12 protein-coding genes are annotated in these 18463 nt (G+C 69.6%); 2 read left to right on the plus strand and 10 right to left on the minus strand.

Annotated features, from left to right (window positions below):
* Positions 1 to 66 precede the first annotated feature (66 nt).
* From ACFY16_RS07800 to tnpB, 5 genes are all read right to left on the minus strand, one after another.
* Positions 67 to 1359, minus strand: coding sequence for a hypothetical protein (locus ACFY16_RS07800; protein ID WP_390646229.1), 1293 nt, complete (start codon positions 1357 to 1359; stop codon positions 67 to 69).
* On the minus strand, positions 1349 to 1960 hold the full coding sequence (locus ACFY16_RS07805) for a DUF6114 domain-containing protein (RefSeq protein WP_390646230.1): 612 nt from the start codon (positions 1958 to 1960) through the stop codon (positions 1349 to 1351). The genes ACFY16_RS07800 and ACFY16_RS07805 overlap by 11 nt, the downstream gene beginning before the upstream one ends.
* A gap of 133 nt (positions 1961 to 2093) precedes the next feature.
* The gene (locus ACFY16_RS07810) at positions 2094 to 2771 is read right to left on the minus strand and encodes a DUF6230 family protein (RefSeq protein WP_390646231.1); all 678 of its coding nucleotides are present in this window, start codon (positions 2769 to 2771) and stop codon (positions 2094 to 2096) included.
* 670 nt (positions 2772 to 3441) lie between these two features.
* Complete coding sequence (locus tag ACFY16_RS07815) at positions 3442 to 4413, minus strand: tetratricopeptide repeat protein (RefSeq protein WP_390646232.1); 972 nt, start codon at positions 4411 to 4413, stop codon at positions 3442 to 3444.
* A gap of 264 nt (positions 4414 to 4677) precedes the next feature.
* Positions 4678 to 6129, minus strand: a complete 1452-nt coding sequence (tnpB, locus tag ACFY16_RS07820) for an IS607 family element RNA-guided endonuclease TnpB (RefSeq protein WP_390646233.1) — start codon at positions 6127 to 6129, stop codon at positions 4678 to 4680.
* A 255-nt stretch (positions 6130 to 6384) separates the two neighbouring features.
* Between tnpB and ACFY16_RS07825 the strand changes: the two genes are divergently transcribed.
* Both ACFY16_RS07825 and ACFY16_RS07830 read left to right on the plus strand, forming a co-directional pair.
* Positions 6385 to 7020 carry a TetR/AcrR family transcriptional regulator gene (locus tag ACFY16_RS07825; RefSeq protein ID WP_390646234.1) on the plus strand — a complete coding sequence of 212 codons (636 nt, stop codon included), beginning with the start codon at positions 6385 to 6387 and terminating at the stop codon, positions 7018 to 7020.
* 84 nt (positions 7021 to 7104) lie between these two features.
* Positions 7105 to 7824 carry a hypothetical protein gene (locus ACFY16_RS07830; RefSeq protein WP_390646235.1) on the plus strand — a complete coding sequence of 240 codons (720 nt, stop codon included), beginning with the start codon at positions 7105 to 7107 and terminating at the stop codon, positions 7822 to 7824.
* Between the two features lie 95 nt (positions 7825 to 7919).
* Here ACFY16_RS07830 and ACFY16_RS07835 read toward each other — a convergent pair whose 3' ends face one another.
* From ACFY16_RS07835 to ACFY16_RS07855, 5 genes are all read right to left on the minus strand, one after another.
* Positions 7920 to 8294, minus strand: coding sequence for a DUF6086 family protein (locus ACFY16_RS07835; RefSeq protein WP_390646236.1), 375 nt, complete (start codon positions 8292 to 8294; stop codon positions 7920 to 7922).
* Complete coding sequence (locus ACFY16_RS07840; RefSeq protein WP_390646237.1) at positions 8282 to 15352, minus strand: hypothetical protein; 7071 nt, start codon at positions 15350 to 15352, stop codon at positions 8282 to 8284. The genes ACFY16_RS07835 and ACFY16_RS07840 overlap by 13 nt, the downstream gene beginning before the upstream one ends.
* A 427-nt stretch (positions 15353 to 15779) precedes the next feature.
* Positions 15780 to 17480, minus strand: a complete 1701-nt coding sequence (locus ACFY16_RS07845; protein ID WP_390646238.1) for a methylmalonyl-CoA mutase — start codon at positions 17478 to 17480, stop codon at positions 15780 to 15782.
* 75 nt (positions 17481 to 17555) lie between these two features.
* Positions 17556 to 17894, minus strand: a complete 339-nt coding sequence (locus ACFY16_RS07850) for a DUF3817 domain-containing protein (RefSeq protein ID WP_355501715.1) — start codon at positions 17892 to 17894, stop codon at positions 17556 to 17558.
* A 55-nt stretch (positions 17895 to 17949) separates the two neighbouring features.
* Positions 17950 to 18459: a MarR family winged helix-turn-helix transcriptional regulator gene (locus ACFY16_RS07855; RefSeq protein WP_390646239.1), complete on the minus strand. Its 510-nt coding sequence runs from the start codon at positions 18457 to 18459 to the stop codon at positions 17950 to 17952.
* Between the last annotated feature and the right edge of the window lie 4 nt (positions 18460 to 18463).

Here is an 18463-nt window from a genome sequence, read left to right on the forward strand (position 1 = left end):
GGCGCCCCCTGGTCACCAGGGGGCGCCCTCAGTCTGTGCGGCTCCCGAACGGGCTCTGTGGGACCGTCAGTCGGTGATGTACTGGTGCATCCCCGGGACGGTCAGCGTGCCGCCGAACTGGCCGGCCTGCTGGACCTTCACGTTGGTGAAGTAGATCAGCGGGAGGTCCAGCGGCGGCGGGCTCTTCGGGCTGAACGTGATCGGGATCAGACCGAACAGGTTGCCCGAGATGCTCTCGGTGTACATGATCGTGTCGCCGTCGGCGATCGTGGACGTGGTGCCCTTGCCCGCCTGCACGTGGTACGTCTTGCCCGACTGCTCGTCCTTCACCGTCTGGTGCAGGTCGCCGATGTCCGTCCCGTCGGAGATGACGTACTTCAGGACCTCCTTGACCGTGCCGTTGGCGGTCTTGACCTTGACGATGCCCTTGTAGGAGGCACCCTTCAGCGTCAGCGAGCTGGCGTTCAGGTACCAGGGGCGGTCGGGCAGCGGCATCCTGTTGTCGACTCCGCCTTCCGCGTCCGTGGCGGCCTGGCAGTCGTCGGGGTCCGTGGTGGAGCTCGGGGACGCGGTGGCGTCCTTTGCCGCCTTCTCCACCGACTCGGCCGCCTTGGACGCCGCGTCGGTGGTGTCCTTCACCGTGTCGTTCACCGTGTCGGTGAGCTTGTCGGTGGTGTCCTTGACGGTGTCGGACACACTCTTGTCCGAGGAGGAGCTGTCCTTGCTGTCGTCGCTCGCCGAGGACGAGGCGGACGGCGTCGGGGTGGCGCTCACGCTCTCCGTGGAGCCGCTGCCTCCGGTGAAGACGTCCTTGAGCGTGTCCCCGATGGTGTCTAGCAGGTTGCCGCTGGTCGCGGACGCCGAGGGCGACGCCGTACTCGTGTCGCCGCTGCCGGACGCGGACGAGTCGCTCGCGGAGGACGACTGCGACGGCGTGGGCTCGTCCTTGTCGTCGGAACCTGAATCCGACGAAGAGGACGTGCCCGACGTGTCCGAGGACTTCGACCCCGAGTCCGTGCCCTCGTCCGTCTTGGAGTCGGCCGACTCACTTGCGCTCGCCGACGCGGACGGCGAGGCCGATGCCGAGGCATCCGTGGAGTCCGCGAGGGCCGCGACGCAGTTCTTGTACTCCTCGGCCGCCTGACTGCTGGACGTCGGCTGGTCGTCGGCGAGGGCGAGCGTCGGCGTGAGCCCCATTCCCATGAGGACCGCCGTCGGCATCGCCGCCAGGGCTATCGCCTTGCCGGCCGGCACGTGGAACCTGGTGAACAGCGGCTTCTTGGGAGCCGCGTGGCGCGGCCCGGTTCTCACAAGCGACGCGTCCGCGTCAATCCCGTGAGTCACCTCGTCAGCCGACACTGTGCCTCCCGTTCGCCCCGTTGGCCGGGATCGTTCCTGACAGATCGTTCGTCTCGCCCGTTCCGCCAGGGCCCTTGGTGAAGTCCGGGCCCCCGCCGTACGAGGCGTCGTACGCACCGCCCACGGGAGTGCCGCCGTCGGTCACCGCGCTCTCGGGGGAGTCGCCCGCCCCGGTGTCGGACTTCTGCGCCGGCTCCGCCTCGGGCGGCGCGCCGGGCGCCCACGACACGGCCATCGCACCGCCGACGAGGGCGAACAGGAAGCCGACGATGAAGCCGCCGAAGTTGGATACCGGAATGGACACCAGCCCCAGCAGGATCGCCGCGACACCCGCGAAGACCTGTACGTGCTTCTGGAACCAGAGACTGATGCCCAGAACGACGAGCAGGACGCCGATGATCAGCGACCCGGCGCCCGCGGTGGTGGACATCGCCAGGGTCAGATGACCGACATGGAGGTGCGCGTACGGGAAGTACATGATCGGAAAGCCGCCGATCATGACGAACAGACCGGCCCAGAACGGTCGAGTTCCCCGCCAGGCGCGGAACTGCAGCCTCCGGCGAGTGAACTGGCCCGGTGCGGCAGGAGTCTCGGCGCTCATGGAAAACAGCTCCCTGGTGCGGCGTTTGCTGTGGTGAGGGTGGTACTGCGATGGAGGGATGCGGGGTGTTGCGAAGTCGGGCGGAGGTGACGGGCGGGGGCGCCTTGCGGCTCCCCCGCCTGTCACGGAGTGCCTAGTAGCACTCGTTGGACCCCTTGGACAGCTTCATGCTGAGGCCGGGAAGGGTGAAGGTTCCGGCGGTGGTCGCCCACGCCGTCTGCTTCACGCCGTACAGGTCCGCCTTGGTCGCCTGCTGGGCGAAGCCGTAAGGGTTGGCCTGCTCCTTGCCACCCTTCATGCCCGTGCTCTTGCCGGCGTCCTGGCCCTCCATGGCGACGGGACCCGTGTTGCCCGCGGCCACACCGATGTCGATGCCGGTGAACACGGCCTTGTCGGCGCCGAGGTCCTCGACGTCGATGAACAGGTTGTCGGCCTTGACCTGCTTGTCCTCGTCGCTGCTGTTACCCGCCGTCAGCGTCAGGGTGACCGACCCGAGGATCGGGATGTTCGGCGTGACGACCGACTGGCACATCTTCTCGATCCTGGCGGTCTTGAACGACGACACCGCGACCGGGTGAAGCGTCTTCTCGCCAGTCATCGTGTAACCGGAGTCGATCGCCCCGTACTGCGCGAAGCCGTCGCCGTGGAGCTCCTTCGCCGTCACCTTGAACGACTGGCCCGACACACTGAACGACGCGGCAAGCGCACCCTGTGCGAGGGCGACACCTATACACGCCGTGGCGGCGACGCTGGGCACCATGACCACAGCGAACCGCTTCCATCTGGTCCCGCCACGCACCTGGGACTCCATATTTCCTCCTTCTCGGACGTACATCGCCTGCCCCCCGGCTCGCCCCTGGTCGGCGGCTCGGCCGGGCAGGGATGGGAGAAGTGCTACGTCCTCGGGAAGGGGAGCGCCCGCACTCGGTGGCGCGAACCGCGCCCGAATCACCGGCGATCACCCCCGAGCGACAACCACTGGTCGCGCCTGACACACATCACGCACAACCCTGCCGGGCAGGCTCCGCCGTCGGGCGAAGACCCCCCTGCCCAAGAGCCGACGCCACTGCCGTCGGCTCTGCCCGGTGGGGACCCACAGTGTCCCGTCGCCCCAACCGGCTGTCGAGGTACGGGAATGGACCGAGCGTCGCCGATCGTGGTGCATTCTCGCCGCCCGCACAAGGGGGTTCGTTACTGGCTAGTAACGGCGGGATAACCGAACAACGACCCAGAGGCCTCGGCCCGCGACACAGGGTGGCACTCGAGAGGGGAGCAAATTAGTTGATCATCGGACAGAATCCGACAGAACAACGCCCCGAACTTACTCGCAGTAACAGCGGCCGCGATTACCAAGATTTGGTAAAGCGCGGCCGCAGTGGCGTCTCGTCAGCAAATCTTTCACTCGGGCATCACATGCCCTGGCGTTTAGCGACAGGTCAGAACGGGGCTTCCGCCCCGCCCTGAACCGGCCTCCGTCCCGCTCAGAACAGGGCTCGCGCCAGCGCCCGCCGCGCCGCCGCGACCCGCGGGTCCTCGGCCCCGACGACCTCGAAGAGCTCCAGCAGCCGCAGCCGTACGGCGTCCCGGTCCTCCCCCGCCGTCCGCTGCACCGTCTCGATCAACCGCCCGAACGCGTCCTCGACATGCCCGCCGACGAGATCCAGGTCGGCGGCGGCGATCTGCGCCTGCACGTCCTTCGGCTTGTCGGCCGCGTCCTTGCGCACCTGCTGCGGGTCGAGGTCCTGCACCCGCTGGAGCAACTCGGCCTGGGCGAGCCCGAGTTTGGCCTCCATGTTCCCCGGGTCGTCGCTCAGTACGTTCTTGTACGCCTGGACGGCCCCGCCCAGGTCGCCCGCGTCCAGCGCCCGGACGGCGGCCTCGAGGAGCGCGTCGTACGGCCCCTCCGCCACCTCGGGAGCGGGCCGGCCGCCCGGCTCTGCGTCCGGGTCGACGGTCAGGCCGGTCAGACCGAAGCGCTGCTCGGCGACCTGCACCAGCTGGTCGAGGGTCTGCCGGATCTGCTCCTCACCGGCCGCCCCCTGGAAGAGCGGCAGCGCCTGCCCCGCCACGACGGCGAAGACGGCCGGGATCCCCTGGATCCCGAACTGCTGCATCAGCATCTGGTTGGCGTCGACGTCGATCTTGGCGAGCAGGATGCGCCCGTTGTACTCGACGGCGAGCCGCTCGAGGACGGGGCTCAGCTGCTTGCAGGGCTGGCACCACTCGGCCCAGAAGTCGATGACGACCGGTACCTCGGCGGAGCGCTGCAGGACTTCGCTTTCGAATGAGGCCTCGTCGACGTCGATGACGAGGTCGGCCGGAGAGACGGCTCCCACCCCGCCCTGACGGGCCGCTTCGGCGCGCGTCTGCTCGGCCTTGGCCTTGGCCTCCTGGGCCGCCTTCACCGCGGCGAGGTCGACGACGCCGCTCATGGACATATTCCGTGGCTGCATGCGCCTATCCTCCCCCGTTCCCGCTCATGGTGAAAAACGTCGTCAAAGCCGGGCCAGACTGTGTGCTGTTCGGCGCCGGGTCCCCACCCGCGCCGTGTGGTCGTCGCCCGTGTACGTCCGTCACGAGCTTTCGCTACGAGTCGTAGCGTAATGGCACTGAGTGCCTCCGGAACACCCGCCTTCGGTGATCTCCCTCACGGCCGTTGCTCAGAGCCTCAGCGGCTCTCAGCATTCCGGGCATTTCGCCCCGGAAGGTCCGTCACATCACCAAAGCGTGAGGGCTTCGGTTTGGGTACGGTCTCTCGTTTCCTTCCCGCGTGGGGCGGGGATTGCGCCACCTGCCCGCCCCGGCCCGGCCTTGCGGCCGGGCCGGGTGGTGCGGGTCTTACGGTCGGCTCCACGAGGCTTCGACACCTTGATGGTGTCCAGGTCTCCGGCCACTCCGGTACCTGTTGTTGCGGCCGCCGCGAGGGCGGCGAGGTTGTGTGCTGCGTTCTCGTCCCGGTCCATCACGAGCGGACAGGAGTCGCAGTCGAAGACTCTCACGTGCAGCGGCATCTTGGCTTTCGTCGCGCCGCAGTTCGAGCAGGTCTTGGAGGAGGGGTACCAGCGGCTGGCCACGATGGTGCGGGTGGCGTTGCGCCGGCCCTTGTAGCTGAGCTGGCGGCGGATCTCCCCGAATCCGGCGTCGGCGATCTTCCGGGCCAGGCGCCGATTCTTCAGCATTCCGGCGACATTGAGGTCTTCCACCACCACGGTGGCGTACTCGGCCCGGATGCGGGTGGTGAACTTGTGCAGGGCGTCCGTGCGCAGGTTCGCCACCCGGTGGTGCACCTTGTTGCGTTCGCGGTTGGCCTTCTCCCACCGCTTCGAGGGCTGCTGCCCGGTCCTGTAGTCGGGCCCCTGCCGTCGGGAGACCCGGCGCGAGTGCAGGCGCAGTAGCTTCAGGGAGCCGTCCAGGTGCTTGGGGTTCGGCTCGTAACGTATCTCGCCGGTGCTGTCGGCCATCACCGCCAGGTGCTTGACCCCGAGGTCGATACCGACCGCCACATCGGGGCGTGCGACCCGCACCAGATCACGCTTCACCTCGGTCTGCAACGAGACGAACCAGCGGCCCCGCTCATGCCGGACGGTCGCCGACAGAACACGGGCCGTCCCCGCCTGGATGCGGGCGAGGAGTTTCCCGGTGGGCTCATGGACGCGGATCGTGCCGAGCCTCGGCAGCGTCACATGCCTGCCGCCCGTCTCGACGCGGATCGTGCCGGTGGTGAACCGGCACGCCAGCCGCGCCTTCCGCTTCACCTTGAACCGGGGCATCCCCATCGCGCGGCCCTTACGCCTGCCGTTCTTCGACTTCGCGTAGTTGTCGAACGCGGCGGCAGCGTTCGCCAGGCCGGTGGAGTACGCCTCCTTCGAGTTCTCCTCCCACCAGGCGGCGAACCTCGGATCGGTGTGCTTGGCCTCGTTGAACGCCTTGCGCAGCGCGGGCAGCGACCACGGCCGCCACGGGGTGAGTTCCCTCTCGCCAATGCCGTAGGTGGCTTCGGCCCTGCGCTGCCACCACGAGGCGGTGACCCAGGACACGGCCCAGTTGTAGGCGGCGCGGGCGGCACCGCAGTGCGAACGCAGCGACCGCTCCTGTCCGGCGTTGGGGTCGAGGGCGAACCTGTAGGCCTGCACCACGCAGCCGGGCCGTAGCCGGAATTTCCCGCTCACTCGGCAGTCTCACCCCCCGCCCGCTTCGATGATCCCCTCACCACACCCAACGAGCACCGCACCCAAAGGTCACACATTCGACGGAGGAACTCACGTTCCTGTCCCGGAAGGCGAAGACCCCGGCCATGGGCAGGACACACCATGACCCACCGCCCCACCGGGAGAACCTCACACCATCACGACACGGACCGACAGACACTGAGACCTGCTGATGGATTGCCCAGCAGCTGCCAACCCCCCGGTTATGGTCGTGGGATGCAGAGCCGCACCCCAGCCAGCCGTACCGGACGCCCGCGCAGCGCCGCCGCGGACACCGCGATCCTGGCCGCGACACGGGAGGCTCTGGTCGAACTGGGCTGGTCGAAGCTCACGTTGGGAGACGTGGCGGCGCGGGCGGGGGTCGCGAAGACGACGCTCTACCGCCGTTGGGCGGGCAAGCACGAACTCGTGGTCGACGCGGTCGCCGAACTCTTCGACGAGCTGGAACTCCGCGACCGGGGCAGCCTGGCCGCCGACATCGAGGGCGTGGTGCTGCAGTTCGCGGCGATCCTGGCCCGGCCGGAGGCGAAGAGCGGGCTGATGGCGGTGGTCGCGGAGTCGACGAGGGACGACGCGCTGCGGGAACGCATCCGCTCGTCGATCGTCGACCGCCAGAAGCGTCTGGTCCTGGCGGGCCGCGCCCGCGCGCAGACCCGCGGCGAGCTGCCCCCCGCGACAGACCCCGGGGAGGCGGCCCGCACGGTCGACCTGATCTTCGACGTGGTCGCGGGCGCGGTGGTGCACCGCACCCTGGTGAGCGCGGAACCGGCGGACGAGGAATGGGTGCGGAGCTTCACCCGGGTGCTGCTGCTCGGGCTGACGGGTGCTTCAGCGCGGCCGGAAACAGCGTAGTCAAAACGTAATGGGGGGACGGGTTTTCCGTCGGTAAGATCATTTCGCCAATGCTTCATCCCGCGAGAAATGTCAGGAACAAGCATGAGATTGCGAAGGGTCCTTCCGGTCGTCGCCGCACTGCCGACCCTGTTGGTGATATCCGCGTGCACCAGTGATGCGGACGGCTCCGACGACAAGAAGGCCACGGCCTCCGCGAAGAGCACGCCGAGTGCGGAGGCCAAGGCCGCCGAGGCCAAGCGGATCGGCGCGATGGACCCGCAGACCCTGGAAAAGGCCACGATCTCCGGGAAGAGCAAGGGCTTCGAGTTCAAGCAGGTGTCCAAGGCGGACGCCGAGGCGGGCCGGGACATGAAAGCCGACAAAACCGAATGCCAGCCAATCGCCAGCCTCGCCGGCGGCTATACCCACATCGAAGCGGTGAGCGTGGAACACCGCTCTTTGGAACCCACGGAGGCCACCAACGCCACCATCGGCTCGATGTGGCTCGCCTCCCACTCCGAGAAGAATGCCAAGCTGGTCATGTCCGACCTGCGCACCTCCCTGAAGAAGTGCCCCGACGGCTTCAAGACGCTGGGTCTCGCCTACAAGGATGTGAAGCAGCTCAAGGACCCGGACCTCGGGGACGACGCGGTCAGCTACCGCATCACGAACGTCGTCGCCAAGCAGTCGGTGCCGATGACGTACACGGTGGTCCGCAAGGACGGTGTGATCGCCGCGTTCTACGGCGTCAACATGCTCACGCCGAAGGACAGCGCGATCCCGGAATCGGTGGTCAAGGCGCAGTTGGCACAGCTGGACTGACGGACTGACGGCACGCGCACTGCGCACCGGACCGAAGTGAAAGGGCCGCTCCCCTGGTGGGAGCGGCCCTTCGGCTTTACGTGCCTCGCCCCTGTCTACCTGATCTTGTTCATAGGCAGTTCCTGCTCACGGACCCACGACAGGTAGCCCGCTTCCGCCTCGGTGTTGGGACGGACCGGATACCCCACCCGCTCGATCATGGCGATCATGATGGGGAGGACACCGTCCAGCATCATCACCAGGTACCGGTGATCGCTGTTAGCGCGGATCGTCAACAACTCCTGAACCAGGTTCTGGAATTCCTGACGGTCGATCTCGTACATCTCACCGAGATTCGGACCAAGTCCGTTAGGCAGCTTCGCCATGTCGGCGGCAGCGGTCACCATACCGACGAACAGCTTTCCCGCTCGGTGCGACGGACTCCAGACGTCCGCTCCCTCGATTTCGAATAGATAGCTCATGACGGCCATTTCAGATGGATGGTAAGGTTCGGGAACTCGGCCTGCATTTCTCTGATTCTCTGCTCGACGAGTGGACGAAGCCCGGGATTCACGGTGTTGATCGCCGAGTCAGTGAACCACAGTCCGATCGGCGCGTCCTCGTATCCTCTGATGTATTGACGAGCGCGCAGATAAGACCTGATCTTACCTTCGACGTTCTTGTCGACCCACTTCGCGTAGCCCTTGGCGAAGTTTCTCTCGGAGGCGGTCTTCTCCTCCCAGAGGACACCGTCCTTGAGGTAGTCGATGTCCGTGATGGTGTCTGCGAGGTTGGCCGGGTCGTCGATGTTCACATCGCGGTCACCCTCCTTCATATGGTACTTCCCGTCGGAGCCGAGACGCGGCCGCTTGGGGTCATCGAAGGAGATGCCGTCGCAGTCCAACGGGTCGCTGGCGGCACTCGCGAAGCTGACGGCCTTGGGCTTGGTGGCCGAGAAGCAGCTCGGCGTCTTGTCAGGCTTCGGCTCGGGCTCCTTCTTCGCCTTTTCGATGATCTTCCGAAGCCGGTCGAGGGTCTTCTTTCCCCACTCGGCCCGCTCAAAGAACCGTGCGATGCCAGCAGTCACTGTCGCGATCGCCTTGGAGACCGCGGGCAGTTTACCGAGGACGACCACCAGGCTGCCGACGTTGACCAGTGTCCACAGGCAGCTCTCGACGTCGCCTTCACCGAAGCAGCGCTTCAGGTCGCTGACCCCGATGAGCTCAAGCAGCACATCGGCGCCGTTCTCACGGATCCAGTCAACGATGGTCTGCGACACCGAGGCGAAAGCGTCCCGGTAGTCGTCGACGCACTGCTGGCCACAAGCCTCAAGCAGGATGGCTTCGTCCTCGGCGGACAGTTGGCTGCCGGGGTCATAGATGACCCCCTGGTCGCCCGATGCCATCGCGGCCTTGCGCTCCTCCTCAAGTCGCTTGCGCTCCTCCTCCTCGGCGCGGTCGGCGGCCTTGTCGGCATCAGTCGCGGATTCCTGGGCGTTGGCCGCGGCGGTTTCCGCTGCGTCGGCGTCGCGTTCCGAAGTGGTCGCCACGCGGTCGGCCAGCCCTGCGTCCGCCTCGGCGTCGTCCGCGGCCGAACGTGCGCTGGCCGCGTCACGTTCCGCGTCAGTCGCCTCGCGGTCGGCCGCGGCCGCATCGGTCGCCGCCTCGTTGGCGGCGAACGTCGCGTACACGGCATCGGTGCCGGCCTCCTGGGCATAGCCCGAGGCCCGTTCGGCCGCTGCCTGGGCCGCGGCGGCGGCCTTGGCGGCCTCGGCGGCGGCCGCTTGGGCACGCTTGACCGCGTTCGCCGCACGCTGCGCGTCCTTGGCCGCCGCTGCCGCCGCCTCGGCTGCGAGCTTGGCGTCCGCGTCCGCCTGCTCTGCCAGGCGCTGCGCCTCGACGGCGAAGCCCGCCGCCTCGTCCGCCTTGGCCTGGGCCGCCGCGGCCTGCTGCTCCGACAGGGTCAGCGCACTTTGGCCGGTGAGCACAGCGAAGGCGGCGGAAGCATCGGTCTCCTGGTACGGGGTACCGATCGCGATGGCCTCGTTCGCCGGTGCCGCCGCCTGCGTGGCGGTGTCCCGCGCCGCTGCTGCGGACACAGCGGTGGCGTAGGCGTGACCGGCGGTCTCGGCCGCCCACTTGGCGGTCTCCACGGCTTCGCTCTGGGCGGCTGCGGCTTCGGTCTTGGCGGTGTCCGCCGCCTCGGAGGCCTTCTTGGAGTCCGCTTCGGCGTTCTTGGCGTTCTGTGCCGCGGCCTCGGAGGCGTCGATCGCCTCGGCCGCCGCCGCATGTGCGTTGGCCGCCGCTCCCGCAGCCGTGTAGTACGCCGACCACGCACCGTCCGCGGCCTGCTGGGACCGTGTGGCCGCGCCCCTCGCGGTGGTCGCCGCCGCACGCGCGTTGACCGCCGCCGTGGACGCGTCGTCGGCCGCCGAACGGGCCGCGGACGCGGCGGACGCCGCTTCGTTGGCCGCGGCGCGCGCTTCCGTCGCGGCCGCCCGGGTCTCCTCGGCCGCTTCGGTCCCCTCCGCCGCGGCTGCGGCAGACTCGAGGGCGGCGGCCCGGGACTCGTAGGCCCGTTTCTGCTTTTCCGCCTCTACCGCACGGTCCCGTGCTTCGGCGGCGTCGTACTCGGCTGTCTCAGCCGCTGCGCGTTTTGACGCCGCCGTACTACCCGCGGCGGTGGCGTCGTTGAGCGCGTCACCGGCACGGGCGCGTTCGTCCTGTGCCCGCGCCTCGGCCCCGGCGGCCTTCTCGCGCTCCGACTCCGCCGTCGCGCGAGCCGCCGCAGCGTTGGCCCGCTCCAGTTCCGCCACCGCGCGCTGGCTCTGGGCGGTGGCAGCCGCCTGGCGGGCGACCTCCTCCTCCTTCTCGGCTGTGGCCTGCGCCGCCTTCGCCTTCGCGGCGTTGGCCTCGGCCTCGTCCGCCTGCTCGTCGGCGCTGTCCGCGGCGGCCTTCGCCTGGGCGGCGGCCTCCTGAGCGGCGATGCGGTGGAACTCGGTGTTCACCGCGTGGGTCTCCGTCTGGGCCAGGGCGAGCAGCGCCTTGACGTCGGAGACAGTGGCGTTGGTTGCGTTGAAGGCCGTTTCGGTCGCCTTCGCGGCGGCCTGGGCTGCCGCGCCGGAGGCACGGGCGACCTGGACCGACTGCTGGGCGTAGGTCAGGCCCCGGCCGCGCGGCGCCTGGGTGGCGTCGGCGATGTCGTACGCCTGCTGCTGCGCGGTCACCGCACGGGTGGCGGCGGTGGACGCGGCAGTGGCCTGCTGCTTGGCGGAGGTGACCAGCGCCTGCACCTTGCCGCGGGCGCGGGCCAGGTCGGTGTTGGCCTGGTCGAACAGCGCCTGCTTGGGCTTAAGGATGTAGTCCGGGTCGGCCTTCAGTATGTCGTGCCAGTACTTCTGCCAGAGCAGGATCTGCTCGGCGAGCCATGCCTGACCGATGGCCTCGATCATGTCGTCGGTGGCCTCGCGGGTGGCGGCCGACGCATCGGCCTCCGCCTGGAGGATCGCGGCGCGCGGGGCGGCCTGGGCGGCGTACTCCGCGTTCCACTCGGCGGTCGCCGTGGAGACGACGGACGCGAGGGCGTTGTGCGGGTCCACCGGGTCCGCGCTGTCGCAGGACGACCAGGCCTGCTTGAGGTTCTCCACCTCGATGCGGAACTCGGCCGAGTCAGCGGCGGGGGCCTCGGTCAGGAAGCCGCCGTGCTTCAAGTAGGAGGCGACGTCGGTGGCGGTGGTGCCGCCCCAGTAGCGGGTGTTGTTCAGCTTCGTGTCGCGCAGCATGTCGGCCGCCACGAAGTCGTTCCAGGAGTCCTCGCCGAGGTTCTCCTCGTAGATCTCCTTTGCCCGGGCGATCGCCTCCGGGCTGGCGTTGCTGTGGCCGTCCCAGCCGAGCCGACCCGCCAGTTCCTCCTGTGTGAAGAGGGTGAACTGCAGGACGTCCGCGTCGAACTCGGGCGCGTGCAGCGAGATCTCGTCGCTGAAGGAGCTGAGCGCGTACGGGCGGTTGGCGTCCTCCAGGCCGTCGGTGCGGGCGGCGGAGGCGTCCCGGTAGTCGAAGGCGGCCTCGGTGTCCAGGGCGCGTGCCTGGCCGAGCGGTTCGAGACCGATCCAGCCGATGTCGCCGACCACCTCGTGGAGTTGGGCGGCGCTGCCGGTGAGGCCCTCGATGGCCTTCGCTTTCATGTTGGCGCCGCCCGCGTGCAGGGCGACTCCGGCGACGCACTGCTCCAGGCGGGGCGTGCTGCGGACCTTGCTGATGAGGGCGGTGAGTTCGGTCAGTCTGCGCTGGGCGTCATAGGCGTCGGCGAAGACCTGGTGCATGCCGGTGGAGACGGCCTCGATGGCCTTCTCCAGCGCGGGGATCCGGCCGACGATCATGGCGGAGGACGGGATGTCGACGAGCGACCACAGGCAGCTCTCGGTTCCGTCGAAGGCCAGGCACTGCTTGACCTTCGCGGCGCCGAGCTGGTCGAGGAGGATCTGGCCGCCGTTGGCGGCGGTCCACTCGAGGACGTCGACGGAGACGGCGGCGCGGCCGTCGTTGTACTCGTCGACGCAGGTCTGGCCGCACTCGTCGAGGAGGATCTGCTTCTCCTGGTCGCCCAGGGCGGGCCAGTTGGCGGCGCCTCCCTTGATGGGCGTGGCGCCGTCGGCGAGGGCGTCCTCCAGGTCAGCCTCGTCCTGTTCGCGCTGTTCCTGTTCGGCCTGGGCGGCGGCGTCCTCGGCGGCGTTGGAGTCGGCGTCGGCGTCGGCCGCCTTCGTCTCGGCGTCCTTGGCGTCCTGTTCCGCCTCAGTCGCAGCGTTCTCGGCGTCACCGGCGGCGCTGGCCGCCCGCTCGGAGACCTCCCCGGCCTTCACGGCGTCCCGCTCGGCCTCGGTGGCCTCGCGGTCGGCCTGGGTGGCCTCGGATTGGGCCTCGCCTGCGGTCAGCCGGGCGCTGACGGCGTCCGAACCGGCCTGCTGGGCGTACCCGGAGGCGGAGTCGGCGGCCTTCTGCGCGGCCTTCTGCGCGGCCGCCGCCTCCGCCGCGGATGCCTGGGCCCGGGTCACGGCCTGCGCGGCGCGCACCGAGTCGGTGGCTGCCTGGGCGGCGGCCTCGGCGGCGAGCTTGGCGTCGCCGAGTGCCTGGTCGGCAGCCTGCTGGGCGGCTTCGGCGGCGTCGGCGGCCTCGGCGGCCTTGGCCTCGGCCGCGGCGGCCTGCTGCTCCGCCAGGGACTTTGAGGACTGGCCGACGAGCACGGCGAACGCGGCCGAGGAGTCCGTCTCCCGGTATGGAGTTCCGACGGCCACGGCGTCGTCGGCGGCGACCACGGCGTCGTTGGCGCTGTCGCGGGCGGCGAGCGCGGCCTGCCCGGCGGCGTAGGCGCGGCCGGCCGCAGTGGCGGCCGTCTTGACGGCGGCATCGGCCTCGGGGGCGGCGGCCGCGGCCTCCTCGCCGGCCTTCTTGGCCAGTTCGGTGGCGTTCTCCGAGGCGGTGGCGGCGTTGTCGGCGCGGAGGGCGGCGTCCTGGGCGGCGTCCAGGGCCTCGGCGGCCGCGGCGTGCGCGGTCGCGGCGGCGCCGGTGGCCTTCAGATAGGCCAACCACGCCTTGTCGGCGTCGGCCTGGGCGCGTTCGGCCGCGCCCTCCGCCTTGGTGGCGGCGGAGCGGGCGGTGACCGCGGCGGCGGTGGCGTCGTTCGCGGCGGTCTGCGCGGCGGTGGCGGCGGTCGCCGCCTCGTCCGCGGCGGTGCGCGCCTTGTCGGCAGCCTCCCGGGTCTCGGTGCCGGCCGCGCTGCCCTCGGCAGCCGTGGCGGCGGCCTGGAGAGCCGCGGCGCCGGCCGCGGTGGCTTGCTTCTTCTGCAGTGCGGCGACGGCCGCCTCGCGCGCAGTCTGGGCGGCCTTGGCCTTCGCATCGGCGGTGGCGCGCTTGTCCTTGGCGGTGTCGGCAGCCGTCTCGGCTGCCGACTTGGCCTCCTGTGCGGCTGTCTTCCCGTTCTCCGCCTGTGCTTCGGCCTCCTGCGCCTTGGCGCGCTCGGTGGCGGCCGTGACCCGGGAGGCGACGGCGGTGGCGTGCTCCAGTTCGGCCTTGGCGCGCTGGGTCTGCGCGGTGGCAGCGGCGTCGTGGGCCTTGTCGCTCTTCGCCTCGGCGGTGGCCTGGGCGGCCTTCGCGTCCATGGCGCTGTCGGCGGCGGCCTTGGCGTTGGCGTCCGCGGTGTCGGCGGCGGCCTTCGCCTGGGCGGCGGCCTCCTGCGCGGCGATCCGGCGGAACTCGGTGTTCACGGCGTGCGACTCGGTCTGCGCCTTGGCCAGCAGGGTGTCGCTGTCGGCGACGGTGGCGTTGGCGGCCTCCAGCGTGGTCCGCGTCGCCTTCGCGGCGGCCTCGGCGGCCGCGCCGGAGGCACGTGCGACCTGGACCGACTGCTGGGCGTACACCAGACCCCGGCCGCGCGGCACGTTGTCGGTGTCGGCGATGGCCCAGGCGGTCTGCTGAGCGGTCGCGGCCTTCTGGGCGGCGGCAGCAGCGGTGGCCGCGTACTGCTCGGCCGAGGTGACCAGGGCCGCGAGGTTGTCGCGGGTGCGGGCCAGGTCGGCGTCAGCCTGGTCGTAGAGCGCCTGGTCGGGCTTGCCGACGGCGTCGGGGTCGTTGGCGAGCCTGCCCTGCCAGTACTTGCGCCAGGTCAGGATCTGCTCGGCCAGCCAGGCCTCCCCGATGGCCTCGATCATGTCGTCCGTGGCCTCGCGGGTGGCGGCAGCGGCGTCCGCCTCCGCCTGGATGATGGTGGCGCGCGGGGCTGCCTGGGCGGCGTACTCCGCCTCCCACTCGGCCATCGCGGTCATCACCGGGCCGTTGAGCACGCGGCGGGCATCAACCGGGTTCTGGCTGTCGCACGCGGCCCAGGCCTGCTTGAGGGCCTCGACCTCGATGCGGTACTCGGCCGTACCCGCGGCGGGTGCCTCGGTGAGGAATCCGCCGTGACGCAGGTAGGAGGCGATGTCGCTGGCAGTGGTGCCGCGCGAGTAGAGGGTGTTGAAGTCGCTGAGCATGCTCGCCGCGGCCCAGTCGTTCCAGGTGTCCTGGCCGTCGGCCTGCGCGGCGATCTCCTTGGCCCGGGCAACGGCGTCGGCGCCGGCGTTGGTGTGGCCGTCCCAGCCGAGCCTGCCCGCCATCTCCTCCTGCGTGTGCAGGGTGAACTGGCGTATGTCCGCGCCGAATTCGGGCGCGTACCACTGCATGTCGCCGCTGAGCCAGGCGGACGAGGCGTAGGGCTTATTGGCCGCGTCGAGCGCCTCGGTGCGGGCCTTGAAAGCCGTCCCGTAGTCGTGCGCCGCCTCGGTGTCGGCGTCCCGCGCCTGCCCGAGGGGTTCGAGACCGATCCAGCCGATGTCGCCGACGACGGCTCGCAGTTCGTCGACGGTGCCGGTCAGGCCCTCGATGGCCTTGGCCTTCATGTTCGCGCCGCCGTAGTGCAGCGCCACACCGGCGAGGCAGCGGTCGAGGCGCGCCGACTCCCCGATGCTGTTGCGGTAGAGGCCGTCGTCCTCCTCCGCCGTGTCGGCGGAGGCGGGCACGGCCTGTATCAGACCGGCGAAAAGAGCGGCAGCGGTGACGAGTGCCGTCCCTGCTGTCGCTCTGGTGAGAGCGTCACGCAAACGCCTTCGGCGCCTGCCGTACGATCTTCCCAATGACATCTAGTTTACCTAACTAATGTCCTGAAGGGTCGACAGCCTCCGGACGCGCGCACGAGAGCCGGACACTGCCGCTGGAAAGCGGGACACGTGCCCGACGCCACAGAGAGCAACCACACCACCCCCGTGCGGTACCGGGGCGAACCCCAAGGGACGCTCTCACGCTCAGGTTCACCAACGGAAGATCAAATAATCTTCACCAAGAACCCACAGGTAACCAGGGGTAGACAAAATGATCACACCCGTAACAAGATCGTTACGGGTGTGATCCAGCCGTGCGAAGGCCGAGAAACCGCAGGAAGAGGGCCGTTCAGAACCCCGCCGGCTCCGTGTACACCCCCCACTCCTCCCGCAGCACCCCGCAGATCTCCCCCAGGGTCGCCTCCGCCCGTACGGCGTCCAGCATCGGGCCGATCATGTTCGAGCCGTCGCGCGCGGCGGCGAGCATCGCGTCCAGCGCCGAGCGCACGGCCACGTCGTCCCGCGCCGCCTTGCGGGACGCCAGCACGCGCACCTGCTCCCGCTCCACCTCGTGGCTGACCCGCAGGATCTCCAGGTCCCCGGTCACGGAGCCGGTGTGGACGTTCACGCCCACGACCCGCTTGTCGCCCTTCTCCAGGGACTGCTGGTAGCGGAACGCCGCCTCCGCGATCTCCCCGGTGAACCACCCGTCCTCGATCCCGCGCAGGATCCCGGAGGTGACCGGCCCGATCGGGTGCCGCCCGTCGGGGTGCGCCCGCAGGCCCCGCTCCTTGATCTGCTCGAAGATCTTCTCGGCGTCGGCCTCGATCCGGTCGGTGAGCTGCTCGACGTACCACGAACCGCCCAGCGGGTCCGCCACGTTGCCGACGCCGGTCTCCTCCATCAGCACCTGCTGGGTACGCAGCGCGATCTCCGCCGCCTGCTCGGAGGGCAGGGCGAGGGTCTCGTCGAGGGCGTTGGTGTGCAGCGAGTTGGTGCCGCCCAGCACCGCCGCCAGCGCCTCCACCGCCGTACGCACCACGTTGTTGTACGGCTGCTGCGCGGTCAGCGAGACGCCGGCGGTCTGCGTGTGGAAGCGCAGCCACTGCGCCTTCTCGGACTGCGCGCCGTACACGTCCCGCATCCAGCGCGCCCAGATCCGGCGCGCCGCGCGGAACTTGGCGATCTCCTCGAAGAAGTCGACGTGCGCGTCGAAGAAGAAGGACAGGCCGGGGGCGAAGACATCCACGTCGAGGCCGCGGCTCAGGCCCAGCTCCACGTACCCGAAGCCGTCCGCCAGTGTGTACGCCAGCTCCTGCGCGGCCGTGGAGCCGGCCTCGCGGATGTGGTAGCCGGAGACGGACAGCGGCTTGTAGGCGGGGATGCCGGCCGCGCAGTGCTCCATCAGGTCGCCGATGAGGCGCAGGTGCGGCTCGGGCTGGAAGAGCCACTCCTTCTGGGCGATGTACTCCTTGAAGATGTCCGTCTGGAGCGTGCCGTTGAGGACGGACGGGTCCACGCCCTGCCGTTCCGCGGCGACCAGGTACATGCAGAAGACGGGGACGGCCGGGCCGCTGATCGTCATCGACGTCGTGACGTCACCCAGGGGGATGTCCTTGAACAGGACCTCCATGTCGGCGGCCGAGTCGATGGCGACCCCGCAGTGCCCGACCTCGCCCAGCGAGCGTGGGTCGTCGGAGTCGCGGCCCATCAGCGTCGGCATGTCGAAGGCGACGGAGAGCCCGCCCCCGCCGTTGGCGAGGATCATCTTGTAGCGCTCGTTGGTCTGCTCGGCGTTGCCGAACCCGGCGAACTGCCGGATGGTCCACGTCCGCCCCCGGTAGCCGGTCGGGTACAGCCCGCGGGTGAAGGGGTACTCCCCGGGCCAGCCGATCCGCTCGAAGCCCTCGTACTCGTCTCCCGGTCGGGGCCCGTACACCGGCTCCACGGGATCGCCGGAGAGCGTGGTGAAGTCAGCGTCGCGCTTGCGTGCGGCGTCGTACCGGGCCTGCCAGCGTCGGCGGCCCTCCTCGATGGCGTCAGCGTCCATACCCTCGAATTTACTAGGACGTCCTAGTAAATGTCGATGGGCAACCGCCGCACGACACCCGTACGGCGGTGTGGGTTACGCCTTGGCGACCGCGGGGGAACCCTCCGCGACCTTCGCCTCCAGCTCGCGGCTGATCTTCCGCTCCACGAAGAACGCGGCCGTCGGGATCGTCCCGGCGATCAACACCCACAGCTGGCGCCCCACGGGCCACTTCGCCTTGGAGCCGAGGTCGAAGGCGAAGACCAGGTAGACGACGTACAGCCAGCCGTGCGCGATGGCGACGACACGGGTGAAGTCGGCGGCGCCGTCGACGTCGAGGCCGTACTTGGCGATCATGCTCAGGCACAGCAGGACGAGCAGCACACCGGTGACGTAGGCCATGACGCGGTAGCGCGTCAGCACGCTTTTCTTCATGCCGACGAGCGTAACCGCCCGTTCCGGGAGATCTTGTCCCGGGTCACGGCCTGTCCTACTGCTCGTCGAAATCCTTCGCCGCGACCCGCAGCGGCCGCAGCATCGCGAAGATCTCCCCGCACTCCTCGGCGTCGTACACGCCGAGCCCGAAGTCCATCGCCATCAGGTCACGGGTGGCCGCCTCGACCACCTCGCGGCCCTTGCCGGTGATGGAGGCGAGGGTGCCGCGGCCGTCGTTGGGGTTGGGGCGCTTGTCCACCAGGCCGGACCTGACCAGCCGGTCCACCGTGTTCGTCACCGACGTCGGGTGCACCATGAGCCGCTCGCCGATCTTGGACATCGGCAGCTCGCCCTCCTTGGAGAAGTTCAGCAGCACCAGCGCCTCGTACCGCGCGAACGTCAGCCCATAGGGCTTGACGATCGCGTCGACCTCGGCGAGCAGGATCTGCTGCGCGCGCATGATCGAGGTGATCGCGGCCATGGACGGCACGTTTCCCCAGCGCTGCTTCCACAGTTCGTCGGCGCGGGCGATGGGATCGAAGGGGAGACTGAGGGGCTTCGGCACGGCA

It is taken from the genome of Streptomyces sp. NPDC001315 (assembly GCF_042896175.1).
In the GTDB taxonomy this organism is placed as follows: domain Bacteria; phylum Actinomycetota; class Actinomycetes; order Streptomycetales; family Streptomycetaceae; genus Streptomyces.